14 protein-coding genes are annotated in these 17,751 nt (G+C 61.9%); 3 read left to right on the forward strand and 11 right to left on the reverse strand.

Annotation, left to right across the window (positions count from 1 at the left end; translation table 11 throughout):
* Nucleotides 1-45 precede the first annotated feature (45 nt).
* The 5 genes from surE to KU306_RS18195 all read right to left on the reverse strand — a co-directional run bounded on the left by surE (nt 46) and on the right by KU306_RS18195 (nt 5,217).
* Nucleotides 46-921: a 5'/3'-nucleotidase SurE gene (gene surE / locus KU306_RS18175; protein WP_258303852.1), complete on the reverse strand. Its 876-nt coding sequence runs from the start codon at nt 919-921 to the stop codon at nt 46-48.
* Between the two features lie 85 nt (nt 922-1,006).
* On the reverse strand, nt 1,007-1,480 hold the full coding sequence (locus tag KU306_RS18180) for a DUF7998 family protein (RefSeq protein WP_007541318.1): 474 nt from the start codon (nt 1,478-1,480) through the stop codon (nt 1,007-1,009).
* Between the two features lie 84 nt (nt 1,481-1,564).
* Nucleotides 1,565-2,428 carry a DUF6544 family protein gene (locus KU306_RS18185; RefSeq protein ID WP_258303854.1) on the reverse strand — a complete coding sequence of 288 codons (864 nt, stop codon included), beginning with the start codon at nt 2,426-2,428 and terminating at the stop codon, nt 1,565-1,567.
* 187 nt (nt 2,429-2,615) lie between these two features.
* Complete coding sequence (locus tag KU306_RS18190; protein WP_258303855.1) at nt 2,616-3,953, reverse strand: heme-copper oxidase family protein; 1,338 nt, start codon at nt 3,951-3,953, stop codon at nt 2,616-2,618.
* A 106-nt stretch (nt 3,954-4,059) separates the two neighbouring features.
* Entirely contained in the window at nt 4,060-5,217 is a 1,158-nt protein-coding gene (locus KU306_RS18195) for a multicopper oxidase domain-containing protein (protein ID WP_258303856.1), read from the reverse strand.
* A gap of 256 nt (nt 5,218-5,473) precedes the next feature.
* On the opposite strand from KU306_RS18195, the gene KU306_RS18200 reads away from it, so the two are divergent.
* Nucleotides 5,474-5,848: a helix-turn-helix domain-containing protein gene (locus tag KU306_RS18200; RefSeq protein WP_007541327.1), complete on the forward strand. Its 375-nt coding sequence runs from the start codon at nt 5,474-5,476 to the stop codon at nt 5,846-5,848.
* A gap of 48 nt (nt 5,849-5,896) precedes the next feature.
* Here the strand turns inward: KU306_RS18200 and KU306_RS18205 are convergent, their stop codons facing one another.
* On the reverse strand, nt 5,897-6,538 hold the full coding sequence (locus KU306_RS18205) for a helix-turn-helix domain-containing protein (protein ID WP_007541329.1): 642 nt from the start codon (nt 6,536-6,538) through the stop codon (nt 5,897-5,899).
* Between the two features lie 200 nt (nt 6,539-6,738).
* Between KU306_RS18205 and KU306_RS18210 the strand changes: the two genes are divergently transcribed.
* A complete protein-coding gene (locus KU306_RS18210) occupies nt 6,739-9,027 on the forward strand; it encodes a nitric-oxide reductase large subunit (protein ID WP_258303857.1) in 2,289 nt (762 codons plus the stop codon).
* Between the two features lie 803 nt (nt 9,028-9,830).
* Here KU306_RS18210 and KU306_RS18215 read toward each other — a convergent pair.
* Together KU306_RS18215 and KU306_RS18220 are read right to left on the reverse strand one after the other, a co-directional pair.
* Nucleotides 9,831-10,367 carry a halocyanin domain-containing protein gene (locus KU306_RS18215; protein WP_007541332.1) on the reverse strand — a complete coding sequence of 179 codons (537 nt, stop codon included), beginning with the start codon at nt 10,365-10,367 and terminating at the stop codon, nt 9,831-9,833.
* Nucleotides 10,368-10,433: 66 nt separating this feature from the next.
* On the reverse strand, nt 10,434-11,549 hold the full coding sequence (locus tag KU306_RS18220; protein ID WP_258303858.1) for a radical SAM protein: 1,116 nt from the start codon (nt 11,547-11,549) through the stop codon (nt 10,434-10,436).
* A gap of 137 nt (nt 11,550-11,686) precedes the next feature.
* Here KU306_RS18220 and KU306_RS18225 point away from each other — a divergent pair, with 137 nt between their 5' ends.
* Entirely contained in the window at nt 11,687-11,947 is a 261-nt protein-coding gene (locus KU306_RS18225) for a DUF2249 domain-containing protein (protein ID WP_049918643.1), read from the forward strand.
* Between the two features lie 28 nt (nt 11,948-11,975).
* On the opposite strand, the gene KU306_RS18230 is transcribed toward KU306_RS18225, so the two are convergent.
* From KU306_RS18230 to KU306_RS18240, 3 genes are all read right to left on the reverse strand, one after another.
* Complete coding sequence (locus tag KU306_RS18230) at nt 11,976-12,827, reverse strand: hypothetical protein (RefSeq protein ID WP_258303674.1); 852 nt, start codon at nt 12,825-12,827, stop codon at nt 11,976-11,978.
* 178 nt (nt 12,828-13,005) lie between these two features.
* Nucleotides 13,006-16,776 carry a glycoside hydrolase family 97 N-terminal domain-containing protein gene (locus KU306_RS18235; protein WP_258303675.1) on the reverse strand — a complete coding sequence of 1,257 codons (3,771 nt, stop codon included), beginning with the start codon at nt 16,774-16,776 and terminating at the stop codon, nt 13,006-13,008.
* A 184-nt stretch (nt 16,777-16,960) separates the two neighbouring features.
* A complete protein-coding gene (locus KU306_RS18240; RefSeq protein WP_258303676.1) occupies nt 16,961-17,713 on the reverse strand; it encodes a GNAT family N-acetyltransferase in 753 nt (250 codons plus the stop codon).
* Between the last annotated feature and the right edge of the window lie 38 nt (nt 17,714-17,751).

A 17,751-nucleotide genomic window follows, 5' to 3' on the forward strand; every position in this document is an offset into this window, starting at 1 on the left:
CGTAAGATGTTAGCGGTGCAAGACGATAGCCGTGCCGCCACCCCCTCACTCGACCGTCTCAGAGAGACTCTCGACGACGCTCGCGAGTTTTGGGTCTTCGGTGTGTCCGTGGTGAACTGCGAGCGGTGAGACGCTCACCTCACCGTCGACCATCGCCCGGCGGTCGGTCCCGACGGGGTAGCGCTCTCGGTGTTCGTCGCGCGGCGGGAACGGGTTCTCGTAGCCGACGGTGTCCGGCCACGACACGTCTCGCAGGCGAACCAGAACCTCGTCGTTTCCGAGTTCAGATTCGTCACCACCGTCAGAGTGGGCGCTGGCGTCGTCGTGGTGGTCGACTCGCTGGTCGTAGTCCGCCAGCGGCTCGGTCACGCGCATTCGGGGGTTCGGAACGTCGATGGGCGCGTTGACGTTCAGCAGGTCGACTTCGTCGAAGATTCCGGCACCGCTGACGCGTTCGGTGACCGCGCGAGCGATACGTGCCGGGCGGGAGAAGTCGTACTCCTCGGGCGGGTGGCAGAAGAAATCGCGGGCGTGATAGCTAGAGACGGCAATCGCGGGTGTTCCGAGGAACGCCGCTTCGATTCCCGCACCGACTGTACCGGAGCGTCCGACCACGTAGTTTCCCGCGTTCGGGCCGTCGTTGATACCGGAGACGACGATGTCGAACTCCGTATCGAGGCCGCGGAGTGCGTACGCGACGCAGTCGGCGGGCGTCCCTTCGAGCGCGTATCCCCACGGATGGTCGCGGCGGACGGCGTGCTCGTTTCGGGCGCGTCCGACGCCGCTTTGGTTTTCCGCGGGTGCGACGACAGTCACCTCACCGATGGCGGTGAGTTCTTCGCGCATCGCGGCGAGGCCGGGCGCGTCGATACCGTCGTCGTTGGTGAGCAAAATACGAAACGGGGAGGACGAATCGCTCATCTACTGGGGGGTTCGCGTCACACGTGGTAGGTATTGCGGATTGCCGCTCTGGGCTCACACCCAACCATCCACAACCCACATTCGATTACGGACCGTACTCGGCTTCGACGTCTGTGAGGCGGTCGTTTACGGCCTCGCTTCGTTCGTGCATCTCGGCGACACGGACTCGAACGAGGTCGAAGTCGTGCGACTCGGTCAGTTCGTTCCACGCTCGTGACGCACCGACTGCGAGTGTCTGTGACTGCGGGCAGAACGGTGTCGTGGGTGTGAACTCCGCCCAGAGGACTGAGGGGTCGTCGGCGTCGACGGCGTACCGGAAGCCAGCGTCGGGATGCCGCGTGTCGAGGTTCAGCCGGGCGAGGTTGTAACCGAACGTCACGTCGTAGACGCCCCGTTCTTCGAAGAGGTCGTGGGCGGTCTGATGCACCGAGAGATGGTCGCTCCCAGCGAGGACGTGGTGGTCGGCGAGGAACGCCCCGGGAGTCGGAATCGTGGCCGAGTCGAACGAGTCCTCGTCCTCGAAGACGTCGTCGGGGGTCGGTGAGCCGAGTCCAAACATACTCGAACCTTTCGCGCACCGCGGGGTAGCTGTGGTCCCGAACACGTTCGTGGTTCTCTGACCCGACCGTTTTCGGCCCGAAAATCAGTCTAACTCGGCGAACTCGTAGGACAGTTCGTCGATGGTTGCGCGCCAGTACGGGACGGTCTCATCCGGCAGGTTCCACTCGACTACACCCGACTGCGGCACGAGTAGTCCGTCTACGTCGTGGTACTCCTCGAAGTATCCCGTCCACGGGTGTTTCTCGTACCCGCCGTCGTCTGTCTCGTACCAGCGGTCGGCGGTGACGCGCGTAATCTCGTCGTTCTCGTCGACGTGGAACACGGCGGAGACGCTCGTCCCCTCGAATTCGATGGTCGCCCGTGCTGCGCGCTCGTCGACGGGGTCCCACTCGACGTGCTGGCCGGGGAGGAAGGCCGTCGGGAACCACACCATCTCTGCGAGGTACCGATGAAGTTCGCCTTCGTCGAGTTCGGGACTCGGTTCGGCGTTCGCGACGGTGACGACCGAGAAGAGTTTCGCTCGCAACGTCCCGCAACCGCGGACGAACGCGTCGACCACGTGAACCGGCACGAACGGGAAGAGTTCGATTCGGGCGTCCCAGACGAATCCCGGAGGTTCGACGGAGTAGCGCTGTGTCGCTTCGAGCGGTTTCCACGGGGAGTCCGCATCGCCGAGTCTGAACTCGCCGGTTTGATGGAGCCGGGCCGACTGCACGTACGGTTGGCCGTCGTCGAGGACGTGTTTTAGGTATCGCTGAATCGGGTCCGGAAGGTCAGCAACGTCGTCGGGACTGAACTGCGGCCGAGTGACTGGCGTCTGTGCCGCTTCGAACTCGGCAAAGAGGGTCGCCTTGGTGTCGTCTTTCCACACGCGACTGGCGACGAGGGAGGCGATGCTTCCGACCCCGAGAACCCCGAGAAGTATCGCTCGCCGGGAGACGTTCATAGTTCGACTCTGTTCGCTAGCACGAAGAGCCCCGCTTACGCTCTCAAAAATTGGGAGTCGTGAGCTCCTCTCTTCTCTCCTCCCCGGACCCCTCCTCTCTTCTCTCCTCCCCGGACCCCTCCTCTCTTCTCTCCTCCCCGGACCCCTCCTCTCTTCTTTCCTCGACAACCCATCTTCCCCCGCCTGCTCAGGCGGCCCGAAGCCGAAACACTCCTTCAGGAACGTGGTTTCGAACCGTCTGGGCGAGGTTCACGACGAACGCGACAGCACCCATCGCTACGAGACCGCCCCCGACGACAGTCATCACGCCAGTTGCTGGTTCACCGAGTCCGACTGCCCCGAGAAGTACGACAGTCCCGCCAACGAGAAGGCCGAAATCGGTCAGTGCAACGTCGGCTCTGTAGAGGTCGTCGAGCATCGGGACCGGTCGTCGCCCGAGGTCGTCGCTGTAGCGGTCGACCCAGACGATGAACGGCACGACGTGATAGAGGGTTCCGAAGACGACGAATCCGACGACACCGAGACCGAAGAGTAGGGTTGCGCCCGGCGGTCCAAAGAGGGTCGTTCGACTGAGTGGAGATGCGACCCACGTCGCACCGGCGGTGAGCGCCCAGACGACCATCGCGACGACAGCGACGGCATACCGCCGGAGAACTGGCGACCACGGGACTCGCATCCGGCGGAGTAGCCCGGCGGTTGCTCCGGCGAATGCCAACGTCGCGGCGACGATTGCGAGGCCGCCGACGAGTGCCACCCATTCGACACCGAGGAGTCGACCACCTGCAAATACGACCGTTCCGGTCGGGTGAAGCAGCTCTTCGACCTGTCTGAGCCGACGCCCCCACGCCGAGTGCGTCGTCTGCGTGAACATCTCCGATAGCTGCCCGAACGCCCCGAAGATTGTCGTCAGGACGATACCGAAGACGGCCACCGTCGCATGCGAGAGGACGACGTTCGAGCGATTCAGACCCGCGTCACGGAGCACTGGGGTGGTGAAGTCGACCGCGAGCAAGAAGCCGAGAAGCGTCGCGAGCACGAGAAAGCCGAGTGCGTACGCGAAGTGTCGCTCCACGCTGTCGAACGGTCGTGCGCTGGCGAGCGTCCGGGCGATGTTGTACGCGAACACCCAGAAGCCGACGAGAGCAACCGCCCCCGATAGTGCGAGCGAGTCGAACGCGCCGGTGGAAAAGCCCGCGACGAGACCGGCAACACCGGCGCTCACGAGTCCGAGTGCGACGTACGCTAATCGTCGAGAGTGCAGGTTCACGCTCGACCAGACGGGGACGAACTGTGTCATCGCACCCATGATGCTGAGACAGACCCAGCCGACGAGGAGGGCGTGAACCTGGGCGACGTGGGCGAACACCAACCTTCCACCGACGATGGGGAGCTGCCCACCGAACACCGAGATACCTCCGAGTCCGATACCAGCGAGAAGGAAGACGGTGGCCACCGCGAAGTGGTGAAACGGGATTGCTATCGGTGGCCCCCCGTCGGTGTCGACTTCGGCGAGAATCGCGCTCATACCCTGAGTTGGGTCGCGTTCGACGTTGCTCTAATTCCGAACGTGTTCGGGGCTGGGCACGAGTCGACGAACGCGGAAAAACGGAAGAAAAGCGCGACGACCGAGCTTAGAGTTCGTAGCCCGCGTACTCCATCAGCTTCTTGAAGATGTCGGTGTCCATCGCCTCTTTGTAGACGACGCCACCGAGCATGCCACCGGGGTAGAAGTTCCCGTTCATGACGTGGTTGACCTTGTGGCAGTGCATGAGGTAGATTCCGGGTTCAGCGTCGGCCGTGAAGTCGATGGTGTGGCGCTCTGCGGGTGCGATGTTGGTCACGTCCATCTCGTAGCGGGCCGCTTCGGGAATCACGCCGCCGTCCTTCTCGGTGAGTTGGAAGCGGTGGTTGTGGATGTGCATGGGGTGGCTCATGTACCCCGCGTTGACGAAGTGGAGACGCACGTGGTCTCCCTGCTCGACGATGACCGGCGAGCCGTCTTCGGGGTGGAGCGTTCGCGGGGCGCTCTTTCCGTTGACGGTGAACACGTCGGACTTGCGGTTCCGCGGGTTGTACTGTACGTTCTCTCCGGCCATCATCCGGGGAAGGCGTGAATCCCAGTCTCTGAGCGTGAAGAAGTGTTCCTTGTCGGCAGGCTCGTAGCCCTTCGGGTCGACACGGAAGATACCGTACATCCCCATCTCGATGTGTCGGTGGGTCTGGTAGTGACAGTGATAGAGGTGCGTCCCGGGGACGTTCGCCGGGATGGTGTAGGTGTGTTTCTCACCGGGGTCGACGCGGATGCCCGTCGTCGTCGGCACACCGTCGTCCTTCCACGCCTTGCGTGCGCCGTGGAAGTGGAGCGTGTGTGCACGCATCCCGTCGGTGTTGTCGAGCGTGACCTCCATGTCCTCACCTTCGGTGGTTCGGAGAATCGGGCCGGGAACACTCGGATTGCCGTCGTCGGCTTGGAACGCCCACACCTGCGGGAGTTCGACGGGACCACCCATCGACTCACCCGGGTGGACAGCGTGCCGCGCGGGTGTCGAAGAGATAGTCACCTTTCCGCCCTGCTCGTCCACGTTCACGACTTCCGGCGGACTCGTGTACGGAAGCTCGGATGCGCTCGTCGACGCGGTGGTCTGTTGCTCCGTTTCGATGGCGGCGTTCGACCCGCCGTTGGTGGGTGCAGTGCACCCTGCGAGACCGACAGCACCGGCGCTACCGGTCGCCGCGAGAAATTCTCTGCGAGACATCGTCGAACCAGGGGCGCCTACGTATTTTCTCATTACAATTTGGCGTAGGGAGGAGGGGTCGGTATATGAGGGGGGCTGTTCTCACGGCGTCAGAAAGATTCGAACATGTTCGGGACTGCCGATACTACCCTGACTCTCTTACCCTCCGTTGGGGTGGCTGTGACACGACAGGGGTTGGTTCGTACCGAAGATACCCCACACATTTCAGACTCGACGACGACGAACTAACTATCCACGTTCGTTCATTCGAATCGGGCACGAACGGAACGAAGGGACCGAAACTCACACGATGCCAACAAATCCGCTGTCAGACGCTCTCGAACCGGACTTCCAGACGGTGTTCGACGCGCTGACGAACGAACAGTGCCGTACGGTACTGAGTGGGCTCGACCATCCGATGACCGCCAGCGAAATCGCCGAGGAGTGCGACCTCCCGCGGTCGACCGTGTACCGAAAGGTGGAGCTGATGGTCGAAGCCGGATTGCTTCAAAAACAGGAACGCGGTCGCGAGGCGGCGCGGTACTCGTTGGGATTCGACGAAGTGCTCGTCACACGCGAGCCTGGAGACCTCGAACTCTCCATTTCGCGTCCGTCACAATCTGCGTCCGAACAGCTGTCGGAACTCTGGTCTGAGGTTCGCAACGAGGCAGACCCGAACCGGTGACTGGGGACGTATGTCTCCTCCGGTAAGAAACGACTCGCAGACGCTCGGCTACTCTAGGCCGACATCGTCGTCCGCGAGGAACTCTTTCATGACTTTGCCCTCGGCCCGATGTAACTTTTCGCTCGTCGTCGACTTCGCGAGGCCGACCGAGTCAGCGAGTTCTGTGAGTGTACAGGTTCGTGGTGTGTCGTAGTAGCCGCGATTGGCCGCGGTTTCGAGCAGTTGTCGCTGGTCTTCTGTCAGGAGTGACTCGGTGTCGATAGACTGTCGAATCGACACGAGGTCGAACGGGATGCCGAACAGTTCGAGCTTCTCACCGAGGTCGGAAAGTTTCTCTCGGGGTGCCGTAATCTCGACTGTCACCTCGCCGTCGGAGATTGTAATCGGCAGTTCGAGTGGGATGCCCACCTCGCTCAGAGAGAGGATGAGAAGCGGTTCTGTCGTCTCGAACTGGACGAGTGCGCGGTTCGGCTGAGCTTCCAGAATGTTCACCGAGAGGACGGAGTCGTACCCGTCCATCGCCGTCACGACGTGTTCGATTTCGTCGGACTGTATCTCGACCAACCCGACACCGGTTTCGTCCGCTGGCATCGCCGCGAGGACCGTGAACTCGGCATCGGAATACTGGCGCGAGAGGTCGGAAACCCAGACTTCTGAAGGCAGCGTGATAGAGAGATTGGCGCGTGGCATAGGTAGGTAGTAGTTATTTGGTCTCCGGGAGGAAGTTAGTGGCGAACATGTTCGGCCTGTGAGAAACGGAATTCGATTCGAGACGCTGAAAGACACTCCACGAACCGAGACGTTCACGTGTCCGAACATATTCGCCCCGTGTCCGAAGATTGGTAGTCGGCGTCTGCTCTTTTTCACCCAGTTTTCGAACGCCCACTTGTATGAAAGTCTCTCGACAAACTCTCTGGAGGCTCTTGGCGGCGGTCTTCGTCGTGAACCTCGTCGTCATGGGTCTCGGAGCATGGTACTCAGCACAGCAAGTACCGCCCATACCGGACGAAGTCGTGGGCCCGGACGGCGAGTCGCTGGCGACGGGTGCCGACGTCCGTCAGGGGAAAGTCGTCTTCCAACAGAACGGCTTGATGAATCACGGGTCGATACTGGGTAACGGCGCGTACTTCGGGTCCGACCTCACCGCGGAAGCCCTCGACATGAAAGTCGAGTACATGCGCGACTACTACGCCCGAGAGAAGTACGGGACATCCTTCTCGGACCTCGATGCAGACGCGAAGGCGGCGGTTAGCGACCAAGTCCGCCGCGAACTCGACTCGGCAGTCGGCCGCGCAGGGACGATTGAATACTCCGCCGCCGAGATGTACGCTCACGAACAGGTCCGCGAGCGATACGTGGAACTGTATCACGAGGGCGAACTCGAACGTGGGATTCCCTCGGGGACCGTGAGCGACGAAGCAGAAGCACGACGCCTCGCCGACTTCGCGATGTGGACCGCGTGGTTCTCGCACGCTGACCGGCCGGGAAGTGACCACTCGTACACCAACGAGTGGCCGTACCAACCTGCTGCAGGTAACGAGCCCGCCGGAGCCACGATGACGTGGAGCGTCATCGCCATGGTATTGCTCGTCGCTGGCGCTGGCATCGGCGTCTGGCTCTACAAGTCCGTCGAGCTTCCGGAACCAAAGACCGGCGCTGTCGACGTGCCACACCCGCGGGATGTCGCACTCACGCCGAGTCAGCGGGCAGCGAGTCGATACGTGCCAATCGCGGCGTTGTTGTTCGTCGTACAGGTCATGCTTGGGGGGCTTCTCGCCCACTACTACATCGAGCGTGACGGGTTCTTCGGGCTCGGAGAACTGCTCGGCATCGACTTCCTCTCGATTCTTCCGTTTTCGATGGCGAAGACGCTGCACCTCGACCTCGGCATCCTCTGGATTGCGACCCTCTGGCTCGGTGCGGGGTTGTTCCTCCCGCCACTCTTGACGGGGTACGAACCGAAGAATCAAGACCGCTACGTCAACGGGCTGCTCGTCGCGCTCGTCGTGGTCGTCGTCGGTGGGATGTCTGGTATTTGGTTGGGCGCGAACGGCTACATCGACGGCCAGCTCTGGTGGATTCTCGGCAACGAGGGCTTGGAGTACCTCGAAGTCGGTCGCTTCTGGCAGTTCGGGCTCCTCGCCGGGTTCCTCATCTGGGCAGGCCTCGCCGCACGCGGGTTCAAGCCGCTTCTGGACAAGGAAGCGCCCTACGGCCTCGCGCACATGATACTCTACGCCGGTGGGTCGATTGCGCTCCTCTTCACCGCTGGACTCCTCTACACGCCGCAGACGAACATCGTGACGACCGAGTTCTGGCGCTGGTGGGTCGTCCACATGTGGGTCGAAGGCGCGTTCGAGTTCTTTATCATCGCCGTCGTGTCGCTCACGCTGGTCAGCATGAATCTGCTGTCCCGGCGGTCGGCCGAAAAGGCAGTCGCGTTCGAGGCGCTGTTCGTGATGGGAACGGGAGTCATCGGCGTTTCGCACCACTACTGGTGGGTCGGCCAGCCCGACGTGTGGCTCCCGCTCGGGAGTATCTTCTCGACGCTGGAGCTCATCCCGCTCGTGCTCATCCTCTTCGAAGCGATGAACGAGTACCGGACGCTCGCCACGAGCGGTGAGTCGTTCCCCTACACGCTCCCGTTCATGTTCATCATCGCAAGCGGGGTCTGGAACTTCGTGGGCGCTGGCGTCCTCGGGTTCTTCATCAACCTCCCGCTCGTGAACTACTACGAACACGGGACGTACCTGACGGTCGCACACGCTCACGCCGCGATGTTCGGGGCCTTCGGGTTCCTCGCGCTCGGCATGGCGACGTACATCCTCCGGCTGACCGTCTCCCCCGGGCAGTGGGTCGAGCGTCGCCTCCGGTGGGCCTTCTGGCTCTGGAACGCCGGCCTCGCGCTCATGGTTCTGGTGTCGCTTCTGCCGGTTGGCTTCCTCCAGTTGGAAGTCGCGTTCACTCAGAGTTACGCCGCGGCGCGGAGCCTCGAATTCTACAACGGTGGTCTCGTACAGGCGCTGTTCTGGGCACGACTGCCCGGTGACACGCTTCTCATCGCCGGGACCATCGTGTTCGCGTACGACGTGGTGAAAAAGCGGTTCGTCCTCAGGGAGACGAGCGACGTTCCGGCGCGGACGCCCGTCTCAGACCAGGTCATGTCTGACGACGACTGAGGTCGGCACGCGTTTCCGGTTCGGCCTCTCCTTTTCCTCTCCCCTTCCCGCACCCATCCCCACTCCTTTTCCTCTCCGCTTATCCGCATCGCCCCTCGGTTGGGCGTTCGAACACTCAAGAAGCCATGTTGGCTACCGCCAAAGACGGTTCCAATACCAGTCACCCAGCTAGACCACCGAGTCCCTCCCAATTCGCACAGAGTGCACCGAGACCGACACTCGGGTGTTCGACACCTCCCAGACTGTAGGCGCAGTCCTGCATTCTACAGATTTTCGAACATCCTAAAGACTGTACAAATTCTAAAATTCCCACAATTTGTAAAAATTGTATAATTTGTCTCTGTTGAAACCTCAATCAGTGATAGGTTTTCGCGGTCGTGGTGAATACAGAGCGCACGTCGGCCAGACGCTGTGTAGTGAAATGGGCGACTCTACGGCTCTCTTAGAATACGTGGGAGTACCCGGTTACTATGAGTCCAACACCGAGTATTCGATAGAGCCACACCTTCTCGCTTGATGGAGGCGAAGTATCACGTCCGAACTCGTGTGCTCTTCTGGGTCTCATCACGTATACTATCCCAAATAGAATCGTTCCCAGAGCCGCGATTTGTATGAGTATTCCCATCTCGACTATCAGTTGATGTGTAGTATATCTAAAAAATGGTCTAGTCTTTTCTGAACTCACGCGCTGCCTGTGTCACGGTATCCCCGCCAAGTTCTGAGGGATTCAGCGGAGCCTCTAGTTTGTAAAAATAGGAGAAGCCGTACGATGCGGGACCCGTCCAGTTGCTCGATATCGGGTGCTATTCGACGACCACTGCCCCCTTCATCCCGAGTGTCTCGTGGGGGACACAGGAGTACTTGTAGACGCCCGCGCTCTCGAAGGTGTATTCGAACGTGTGACCTTCGTCGCCGACGAGCTCGGATTCGAACTCACCGTCGGTGTGGACGACGTTGTGGGTGCCGCCCTTTCCGTTCCACGTCCACGTGACTGTGGTCCCCTTCGAAACGCGGACCGCCGCGGGACCGAAGCCGAACGCGCCGCCGTTGGCCTCGACGCCGACATCGACTTCGACGGCGTCCGAACCAGTCTCGTCGACGACACCGTCGAAATTCTCGACGTCGTCGAACCAGCCGTCGAAGTTCTGCGTTCCACCTGCTGCACCACTATCACTGCCCGAGGAGTCGCTCGTCTCCGTGTTCTCGGCTGGAGCCTCAGCCGTCTCCGGGTCCGAGGCAGCATCGCCGCTGGAACCTGTACAGCCAGCGAGTGCGGCCGAGATGGAAGTCGTCGCGACGAGTGCAGTAAACCGCCGTCTGCTGAGTCCAGTAGATGTCATCGTCAGTTGTTCGTCGTCGCCGAGACAAGCAGACGATCACCCCGAATATGTTCGGGGCGTATCTCGTCAGTCGTCGCTCGCCCGACCGGCTGGCATCGGACCGTCGTAGTCAGTCGGGACGTAGTCGCACAGCGGGTCGCTCGCCAGTGGGTCGCCGGTGTGAGCGTATGCTCGGGACCGGCTGCCGCCGCAGACGTGCCGAAACTCGCACGCGCCGCACTTTCCGCTGAATTGGTCCGGGTCGCGGAGCGACTGAAACAGGTCGCTCTCGCGGTAGCGTTCTACGAGACTCGATTCGCGGACCGACCCTGCCGACTTCGGGAGGAACCCCGACGGATAGATGTCTCCCGTGTGGCTCACGAAGGCGAAACCGTTGCCGGCGATGATGCCCAGTCGGCGGCCGATACCGTCTGTGTCAGGCGCGTCGGTCGAGTCGCGGCGGCGTTGAATCGCCACGCGGCGGTAGTGGGGCGCTTCGGTCGTCTTCACGCCGAACGGTGCTTCCTCACTCACCTCCGTGAGCCACGAGAGGATTCGTTCGGCACGCTCGGGAGTCACCGGGTCGAGGATGCGACCGCGACCAACCGGGACGAGGAAGAACACCGACCAGAGCACCGCGTCGAGGTCGGCCACGAGGTCACGAATCGCCGGGAGTTCGTCGGCTGTCTGCGCGCAGACGGTCGTGTTTATCTGGAGTGGCACGCCGGCCGCCCGCGCTGCACGGGCCGCTTGCACTGTCTGCTCGAAACTCCCGTCTTCGCCACGGAAGGAGTCGTGGGCCGCCGGACTCCCGCCGTCGATACTCAAAGCGAGTCGCTGAATCCCGGCGTCACCGAGGTCACGAACCGTCTCGGGCGTGAGCGACGAGGTTCCGCTGGGCGTCAGCGTCATCCTGAGTCCCTGTTCAGTCCCGTACTCGACGAGTTCCGTGAGGTCTGACCGTGCCAGTGGGTCGCCCCCGGAGAGAACCACGAGTTGCCCGGGACCGAACTCGCTGGCTTCGTCGAGCAATCGCTTGCCCTCTTCGGTGGTCAGTTCGTCGGGGTGTCGCGTCGGGGTCGCGTCCGCCCGACAGTGGTCGCACGCCAGGTCACAGGCCTGTGTGACTTCCCACACGAGGACGAACGGACGGCGACTCGTGTCGATAGCGGTGGGGTCCGGTCCGCGAGATGGACGAGACATAATCACTCGACTGTTTCGACCGACACCCAGTGAACCACGTGGCGAACATGTTCGCCTATCGCGGTGTTCGACGCAGCAGCCCCCACGTCGAACATCTTCGGGGAGAACTATCTACGATTTCCCGCCGATTTTCGACCATGGATGTGGAACCGCTTCTGCAGGAGGCCGATGCACCGACCGGGAAGGCTATCGAATTCCTCGACGCGCGCGACCTCCCGCCCCCGGAACCGCTGACGAAGACGATGAACAGCCTCGCGGAACTCGACTCGGAGACGGTCTTCGTCCAACTGAACGACCGCGCGCCGAAGTTCCTCTTCCCCAAACTCGACGACCGGGGGTTCGACTATCGGACCGTCGAGACCGACGACGGGACCGTGACGGCGATTTGGCGGCCGTAGGCTCCTGCGCCTACACGTACTCCTACACCTACGCTGGGTGACTGCTGTCGTCGTCGGATGGTTCCCACTCGACGAGTGTCGGCGACTCGGGGTCGATGTCGGCGACGAACCGCATCGTCGCGATGTTCAGTGCAAGCCCAAGGACGCCCCCACCGACGATACCGACGAGCAGTCCGACGACCGGGATGTTGACCACCATCGCGGATGCGACCAGCGAGACGCACGCGGTGAACGCGACGTATCCGAGGAAGTAGCTCACGTACGGGCCGCCACGAACAGCCAGCGAGTACGATTCTTGCAGCGCTGCCACGAGGCCCAGTTCTCGAAGGACGAGCAGATACGGCGTGGCGTAAAAGAGGTACGACACACCGAGAAACACGACTATCGCAGCGACGAATAACGCGGCTATTCCGCCTCCGAAACCCCCACTGCGGAATCCGACACCGGCCGCGAGTGGAAGCAAGACGAGTAACGGAAGAACGCCCAGTAGGAGAAACGGGACGAAGTAGGCGCGAACGTGGGTGAGAAAGTCGTAGGCTCCTCGCTCTAGATACGACGCGACACTTCCGAAGTATCCCGCCGCGAGGGCAGCTTTCACGACGGCTGTTGCGCCCACGAGAAGCAGGACAGCCGGTGTCACTCTGTCAGCGACGCCGAACCTGACTGTGTACCCAGTCGTCGGTACACTCACGAACGACCACATCGTCCCGACCGCGTGAGGGAATCCGAATTGGAGTCCGAAGTACACTCCATCGTGTGTGAGAACCGACTGTATCTTATCTATCTCCAGACACGCGAACAGGACGGGAATCAGGGTAAGTGGGGTGATATCGAGCGCACGTTCCCAACCGTCGGCGATGCGTTGTGTAAACCGCGGCATTAGTTCGACCCCCTTTTCGGGTGCTGGTGTGGTCGTCTTGTTCTGAAACTGGTTCGTTTGGAGGGCATCGTTTTCCACTCAATGATTAGAAGTAATACACTTTTTGTTGCGGTTGAGAGCGTTTGGACTTGTGCTGAGCCTCCGTTATAATGCCCCGCGGCGAGAGCCGCGATAGCTCTCAGTCCAGCGAGACGAACGGGAGAGTCGCCGGACTACCATCGCTGTAGTCGAGGACGGACGACTGCGACTCCTCGTCGGGGACGATGACGTCGGCAACGAGCGGCGCATCGTCGACTGCACCCGATTTCGCACCGCCGAAGACGTACGCACCGCGTTCCTCGCTGACCGGGCGAAGCGACCCGCGGTCTTCGGACTGCACCGCGGCGACGACCTCCAATTCCTTCGCGTCGACACCGTCGAAGGCCGCCCGGTTGAGCGTCAGTTTGACGGTGCTGTCCTCGGTATCGACTTCCTCCGTGAGCGCGATGGTGCTGCCCGATTCGTCGGTGAGCGGTGCCCCGGTCGCATCGACGGCGCTCTTGGTGAAGCCGCTCACTTCGAGGCGGTAGTGCCACGATTCTTCGAACGAGACGTTCGCCCCGAGGTCGTCGAGACTCTCGTCGGCACCGCCGGAGTTACTCGGGTCACGAACCCACAGGAGGAACAGTTGCGGCGAGAACCCACGGCCGCTCCCGAAGGCGTTGTACAGGTTCTCGACTTCGAAGGTCACCAGATACTCGTCCGGCGTCTGTTCGACCGTGACCGACTGGAGGTCGAACGCCCCGTCTTTGAAGGCACCATTGGTCGGATACGTGTAGGACCCCGGCCCGTCGTCGTCACCCGCCGGGTCCGACAGCGTCGCGACGGTCTCCGGCGGTTTGACCGTCACCGTCTCGGTGGCGAGCGTTTGCCCGTCTGTGGTTCGGACGGCCACGTCGTAGGTTCCGGGCGTGTCGATGGTGTACGACAGCGTGTCTTCTTGGTCAGTCGCCCTCGGCGAGAACCGGACGTTCGAGGTCGCTTCGACCTCGCCATCGACGACGATTTCGACCGTCGTCCCACCGATGTAGTCGCCGGTGTTCGACCCCGTCGCGGTCACGAACGTCGCCCGAACGAACGGGTCGTCTCGAATCGAGACATCGACATCCTGCTCGGGTCGCTGGTACGTCGGAAGCCGCTCTAAATCCTCGTTGGTAGCCGGTCTGAAGCGAATCGCCGTTCCACCGGTCTCTATCATCGACGCGAGAATCGTCGTCTCGGCCGTGACGATGGCTTCGTCGGTTCGGACCGCGTCGAGGTTCGCATCGTACGCTGCCTCGATGCCGTCCGAGTACAGTTCGGCGACGTACTTCCCTTTCGTGTGACCGAGACCGTTCGATTTGCTGTGGCCTTTCCCATTCGACTTGCGGTGGCCCTTACCGTTTGATTTGTCGTGCCCTTTCCCATTCGAACGCCCTGGATTCGACGAGTGGCCTTCGCGCACCCCGGGCGCGCTGTCGAGGAAGTCGAGCGGAATCTCCAGTGCACGGCCGTTTTCGTCGGTCATGGCCCCGACGAACCATTCTTCTCCCTGCTTTCGCGCGACGACCGAGTACGACCCGATTTCGGCGTCGAGGACGCGAGTGTCGTCCCACGGTCCGGCCGGAACCGACTCGATGAAGTCGAACGCCTCGACGGTCGGCCCGCGGGTCGGGTCGGTCTCGGGGTCTGGCATCGGTGCGTCGGGTTCCGTCACTGCTACCGAGTCGAGGTTGAAACCGCCCGTATCGTCGTCTCCGAGCGTGACGGTGACTTCGTTCGAACCGGCCGACAGCGAAACGCGAACGGAGACGGTGCTCCACTCGTCCCAGTACGTCGTCGATGGGAACGTCACCTGCTGTGCAGTGCCGCCGACGCGTACGGTCGCCGTCTGGGGCGTTCCCTCGGGCACCGCGTTCTTCGTCGCGTCGCTCGCATACCGGAGGTGAAGGTCGTACTCACCAGCGGTTGCGACGTCTTCGACCGTCCACGACAGGGAGGCACCGCTGTCGACGGTGTTCGGGTCGACAGGAACGTACGTTCCGCCGGAGGCACCGGCCCACTTCGCGGCCGTCGTGAAACCGTCTCGGTCTGCGTCTTCTGCCTGCGATACGCCCCCGACTTCGACCGTCTCTTCGCGGTCTGCGAGGTACGAACTCGGGAGGTCGGCGACCATCTGGAGGCCGCTGAAGTACGTCGGGTACATGGCGAGTTGCTTCGCGCGAGTCGTCTCGATGCCGCCGGACCCCGAGTCCGTGTCGAAGATTCCCGGTGTGTACTCGACGGGGCCGCCGAGCATCCGGGTGAAGGGGAACGTGACGTGGTGTGACGGGCTGACCCGGCCAAAGGAGTCGTATTCCTGTCCGAGGACGCCCTCTCGGGTCATCACGTTCGGGAAGGTCCGGCGCTCTCCGGTCGGCTTGAGCGGTTCGTGAACCTCCAGCATCTGTCGGTGTTTGGCCGCCTCCCGGTAGACGAGTCGGTGGTGGTTGACGAGGAGTTGGCAGTGGTGGTTGTACGTCTCGCCGTCGATGGTGACGCCGCTGTCGGCGACGTACCCCGTCTTTATCGAGTGGATGCCGAGCGAGTCGTAGAACGCGAACGGACTCGAATCTGACTCCAGTTGCGACTCGTAGTTCGAAATGTTCCCTGCGGTCTCGTTGTGTGCGGTCATCCTGACCGGCGGGTTCAGACTGTCTCCGTAGTCCGTCACCGCCTCGATGTCGAAGTCCGGATACGTCTCGTCGAAGTCCATCGCACTGCCGTCGCCGGGGTAGGTGCTCCACCCTTCGTTCCACCCTTCCACGAGGACGCTCGGGATACCGTGTTCGCTGGCGAAGTCCATGTAGCGCTTCATGCGCTTCGTCTGCGCGCCGTGGTTCCCGGTTTCGGGGCCGCGGTACTCCCAGTCGGCACGACCGGTAATCATGAGCCACCACACGCCGAGGAACTTCTGCGGCTCTATCCAGTCGGTTCCGTGAGGAAAGTTCGCGGAGTCGTGCGGTTCGTTGAGGTTGACGACGAGGTTCGATTCGACGAGGTCGCCCGGACTCGACCCGACTTGAATCGTCCGCCACGGGGTTGTATGCGGTGCGGTCGCTGTCACCTTCGTCCCGTCGGGAAGCGGTGCGAGCGTCGATTCGAACGTCGTCGACCCGGTGGACGCGGGTTCGACAGCCATCGCCGCGTAATCGACGAGACTCGCCTCGTGGACGCTGAGATACGTCTCGTCGTCGGCTTTCATCGTTATCGGAGTGTGCGCGCCACCGAAGGGGCTTCGGTCGCCGATTTCGCTCAGCGGAGTCTCCTTGTAGGCGTACTCGTAGCTGTTGAAGTCGTTTTCGACCCACCACGACGTGTAATCTCCGGCGAAGGCGAACTCGGTCCGCTCGGCAGTGACGACGAACTCGCCGAACCCACTGTCTTCGGGGAACACGTATCGGAGACCCACTCCGTCGTCGAACGCACGGATTTCGACCGTGAGGCTCCGCTCGGTGCCGGTTGTCTCGGCGAGGCCAACCCTGAGTTCGGTGTAATGTTCGTCGATTTCGTCGTACTGGTCCCAGACCGGGGTCCATCGCGTGTCTACTGTCTGGCGCTCGGTCCCGGTGACGGTCAGGTCGCCCCCGAATTTGGGTTGTCCGTCGAATTCGAACCCGAGCGAGGACGGCTCGACGACCTGCGTTCCGTCGTACGAGACTGCGTAGGTCGGCGTCCCCGACGCCACGTCGAACTCCACGGTGACCGCTCCGTCTGGCGACGAGACGGTTTGAACGAGGGAGTCGTCGGCGTTCGACACTGTCGACGCGACTGTGTCGGGGACGTCTAGCGTGTACGACGATGCCGCGGCGACTGAGGTGAGGCCGCCGAGAAATTGTCGTCTGCTGAATTCTGGCTCGTTGCCATTTGAGTGGCGTTGTCTATCAGACATCTGACGCTCTGTTATCCGTCATGATTGAAAGTTCTAATGGCGAAGAAATATGTGTTCACTATTTCACGACTCGTCGAACGAGACGAGTGAGTCGCGGTGAGGCGGCACTAACGAAGCAGTACAGGGTGAAACGAGGCTCCACAGCAGCCGAAAAAAGTGACCGGGTAGTGTACCGACAGCGACCTCAGAGATACGCCGAGTCCCAGCGTGACGGACGTCGCTTGTTACCACACTGGTTGCAGACGATCTTCCCCATCGAGTCCATCGTTACTTCGAAGCTCTCGCAGTTTCCACAGAAGAAGCCGTACCGCTCCGTGCAGTTTTCGTCGACGTAGCTGGCGTAGAGCGGCGCTTGTGAGCCGCGGTCGCTCTCGTCGAACGCGACGTAGACGGTCTTCCCGTCGACCGTGTGGGGGTCCAGCGGGGACACGACGTCACCGTCAGCTCCGGGGAACCGGGCGAAGACTCGTTCGTCGTACTGCTCCTCACCGAGTTCGATGCGGCGGCCTTCGACCTCCTCGTAGCCGTGGTGGTCGTAGAATTCGGCTCCCGGTTCGTTGAGTTCGAGGACTTTCCCCGTCAGTCGGGTTGCCCCCTCGTCGACGAGCGCCTCTTCGGTCCGGGTGAGGAGTCGAGCCCCGATGCCGTGGCCGCGGTGGTCTGGGTGGACGTGTATCCAACTGATTTGGCCAGTAACGACGCCGTCACCGCCGAGGTAGCTCTGCGAGAAAGCCACGACGTCACCGTCCTCTTCACAGACGAGAAAGAGCGCGTCATCGTCGTCGAGCTCATCTGTGAGCCCACCGCCGTACCACTCGTCGACCGAGGTTTCGATGACGTCCTCGTCGAGTGCGTGGCCGTACGACGCAACGAGTGAGTCGTGTGCAACGCTTCGGATGCCATCGATGTCTGCTGTCGTGGCCTCACGGATGTCCATAGTCCGTATGTGGTTTGATAACATAAAAAAGTAGTCGA

The organism is Haloferax larsenii (genome assembly GCF_024730625.1).
Classification (GTDB): Archaea; Halobacteriota; Halobacteria; order Halobacteriales; family Haloferacaceae; genus Haloferax; species Haloferax larsenii.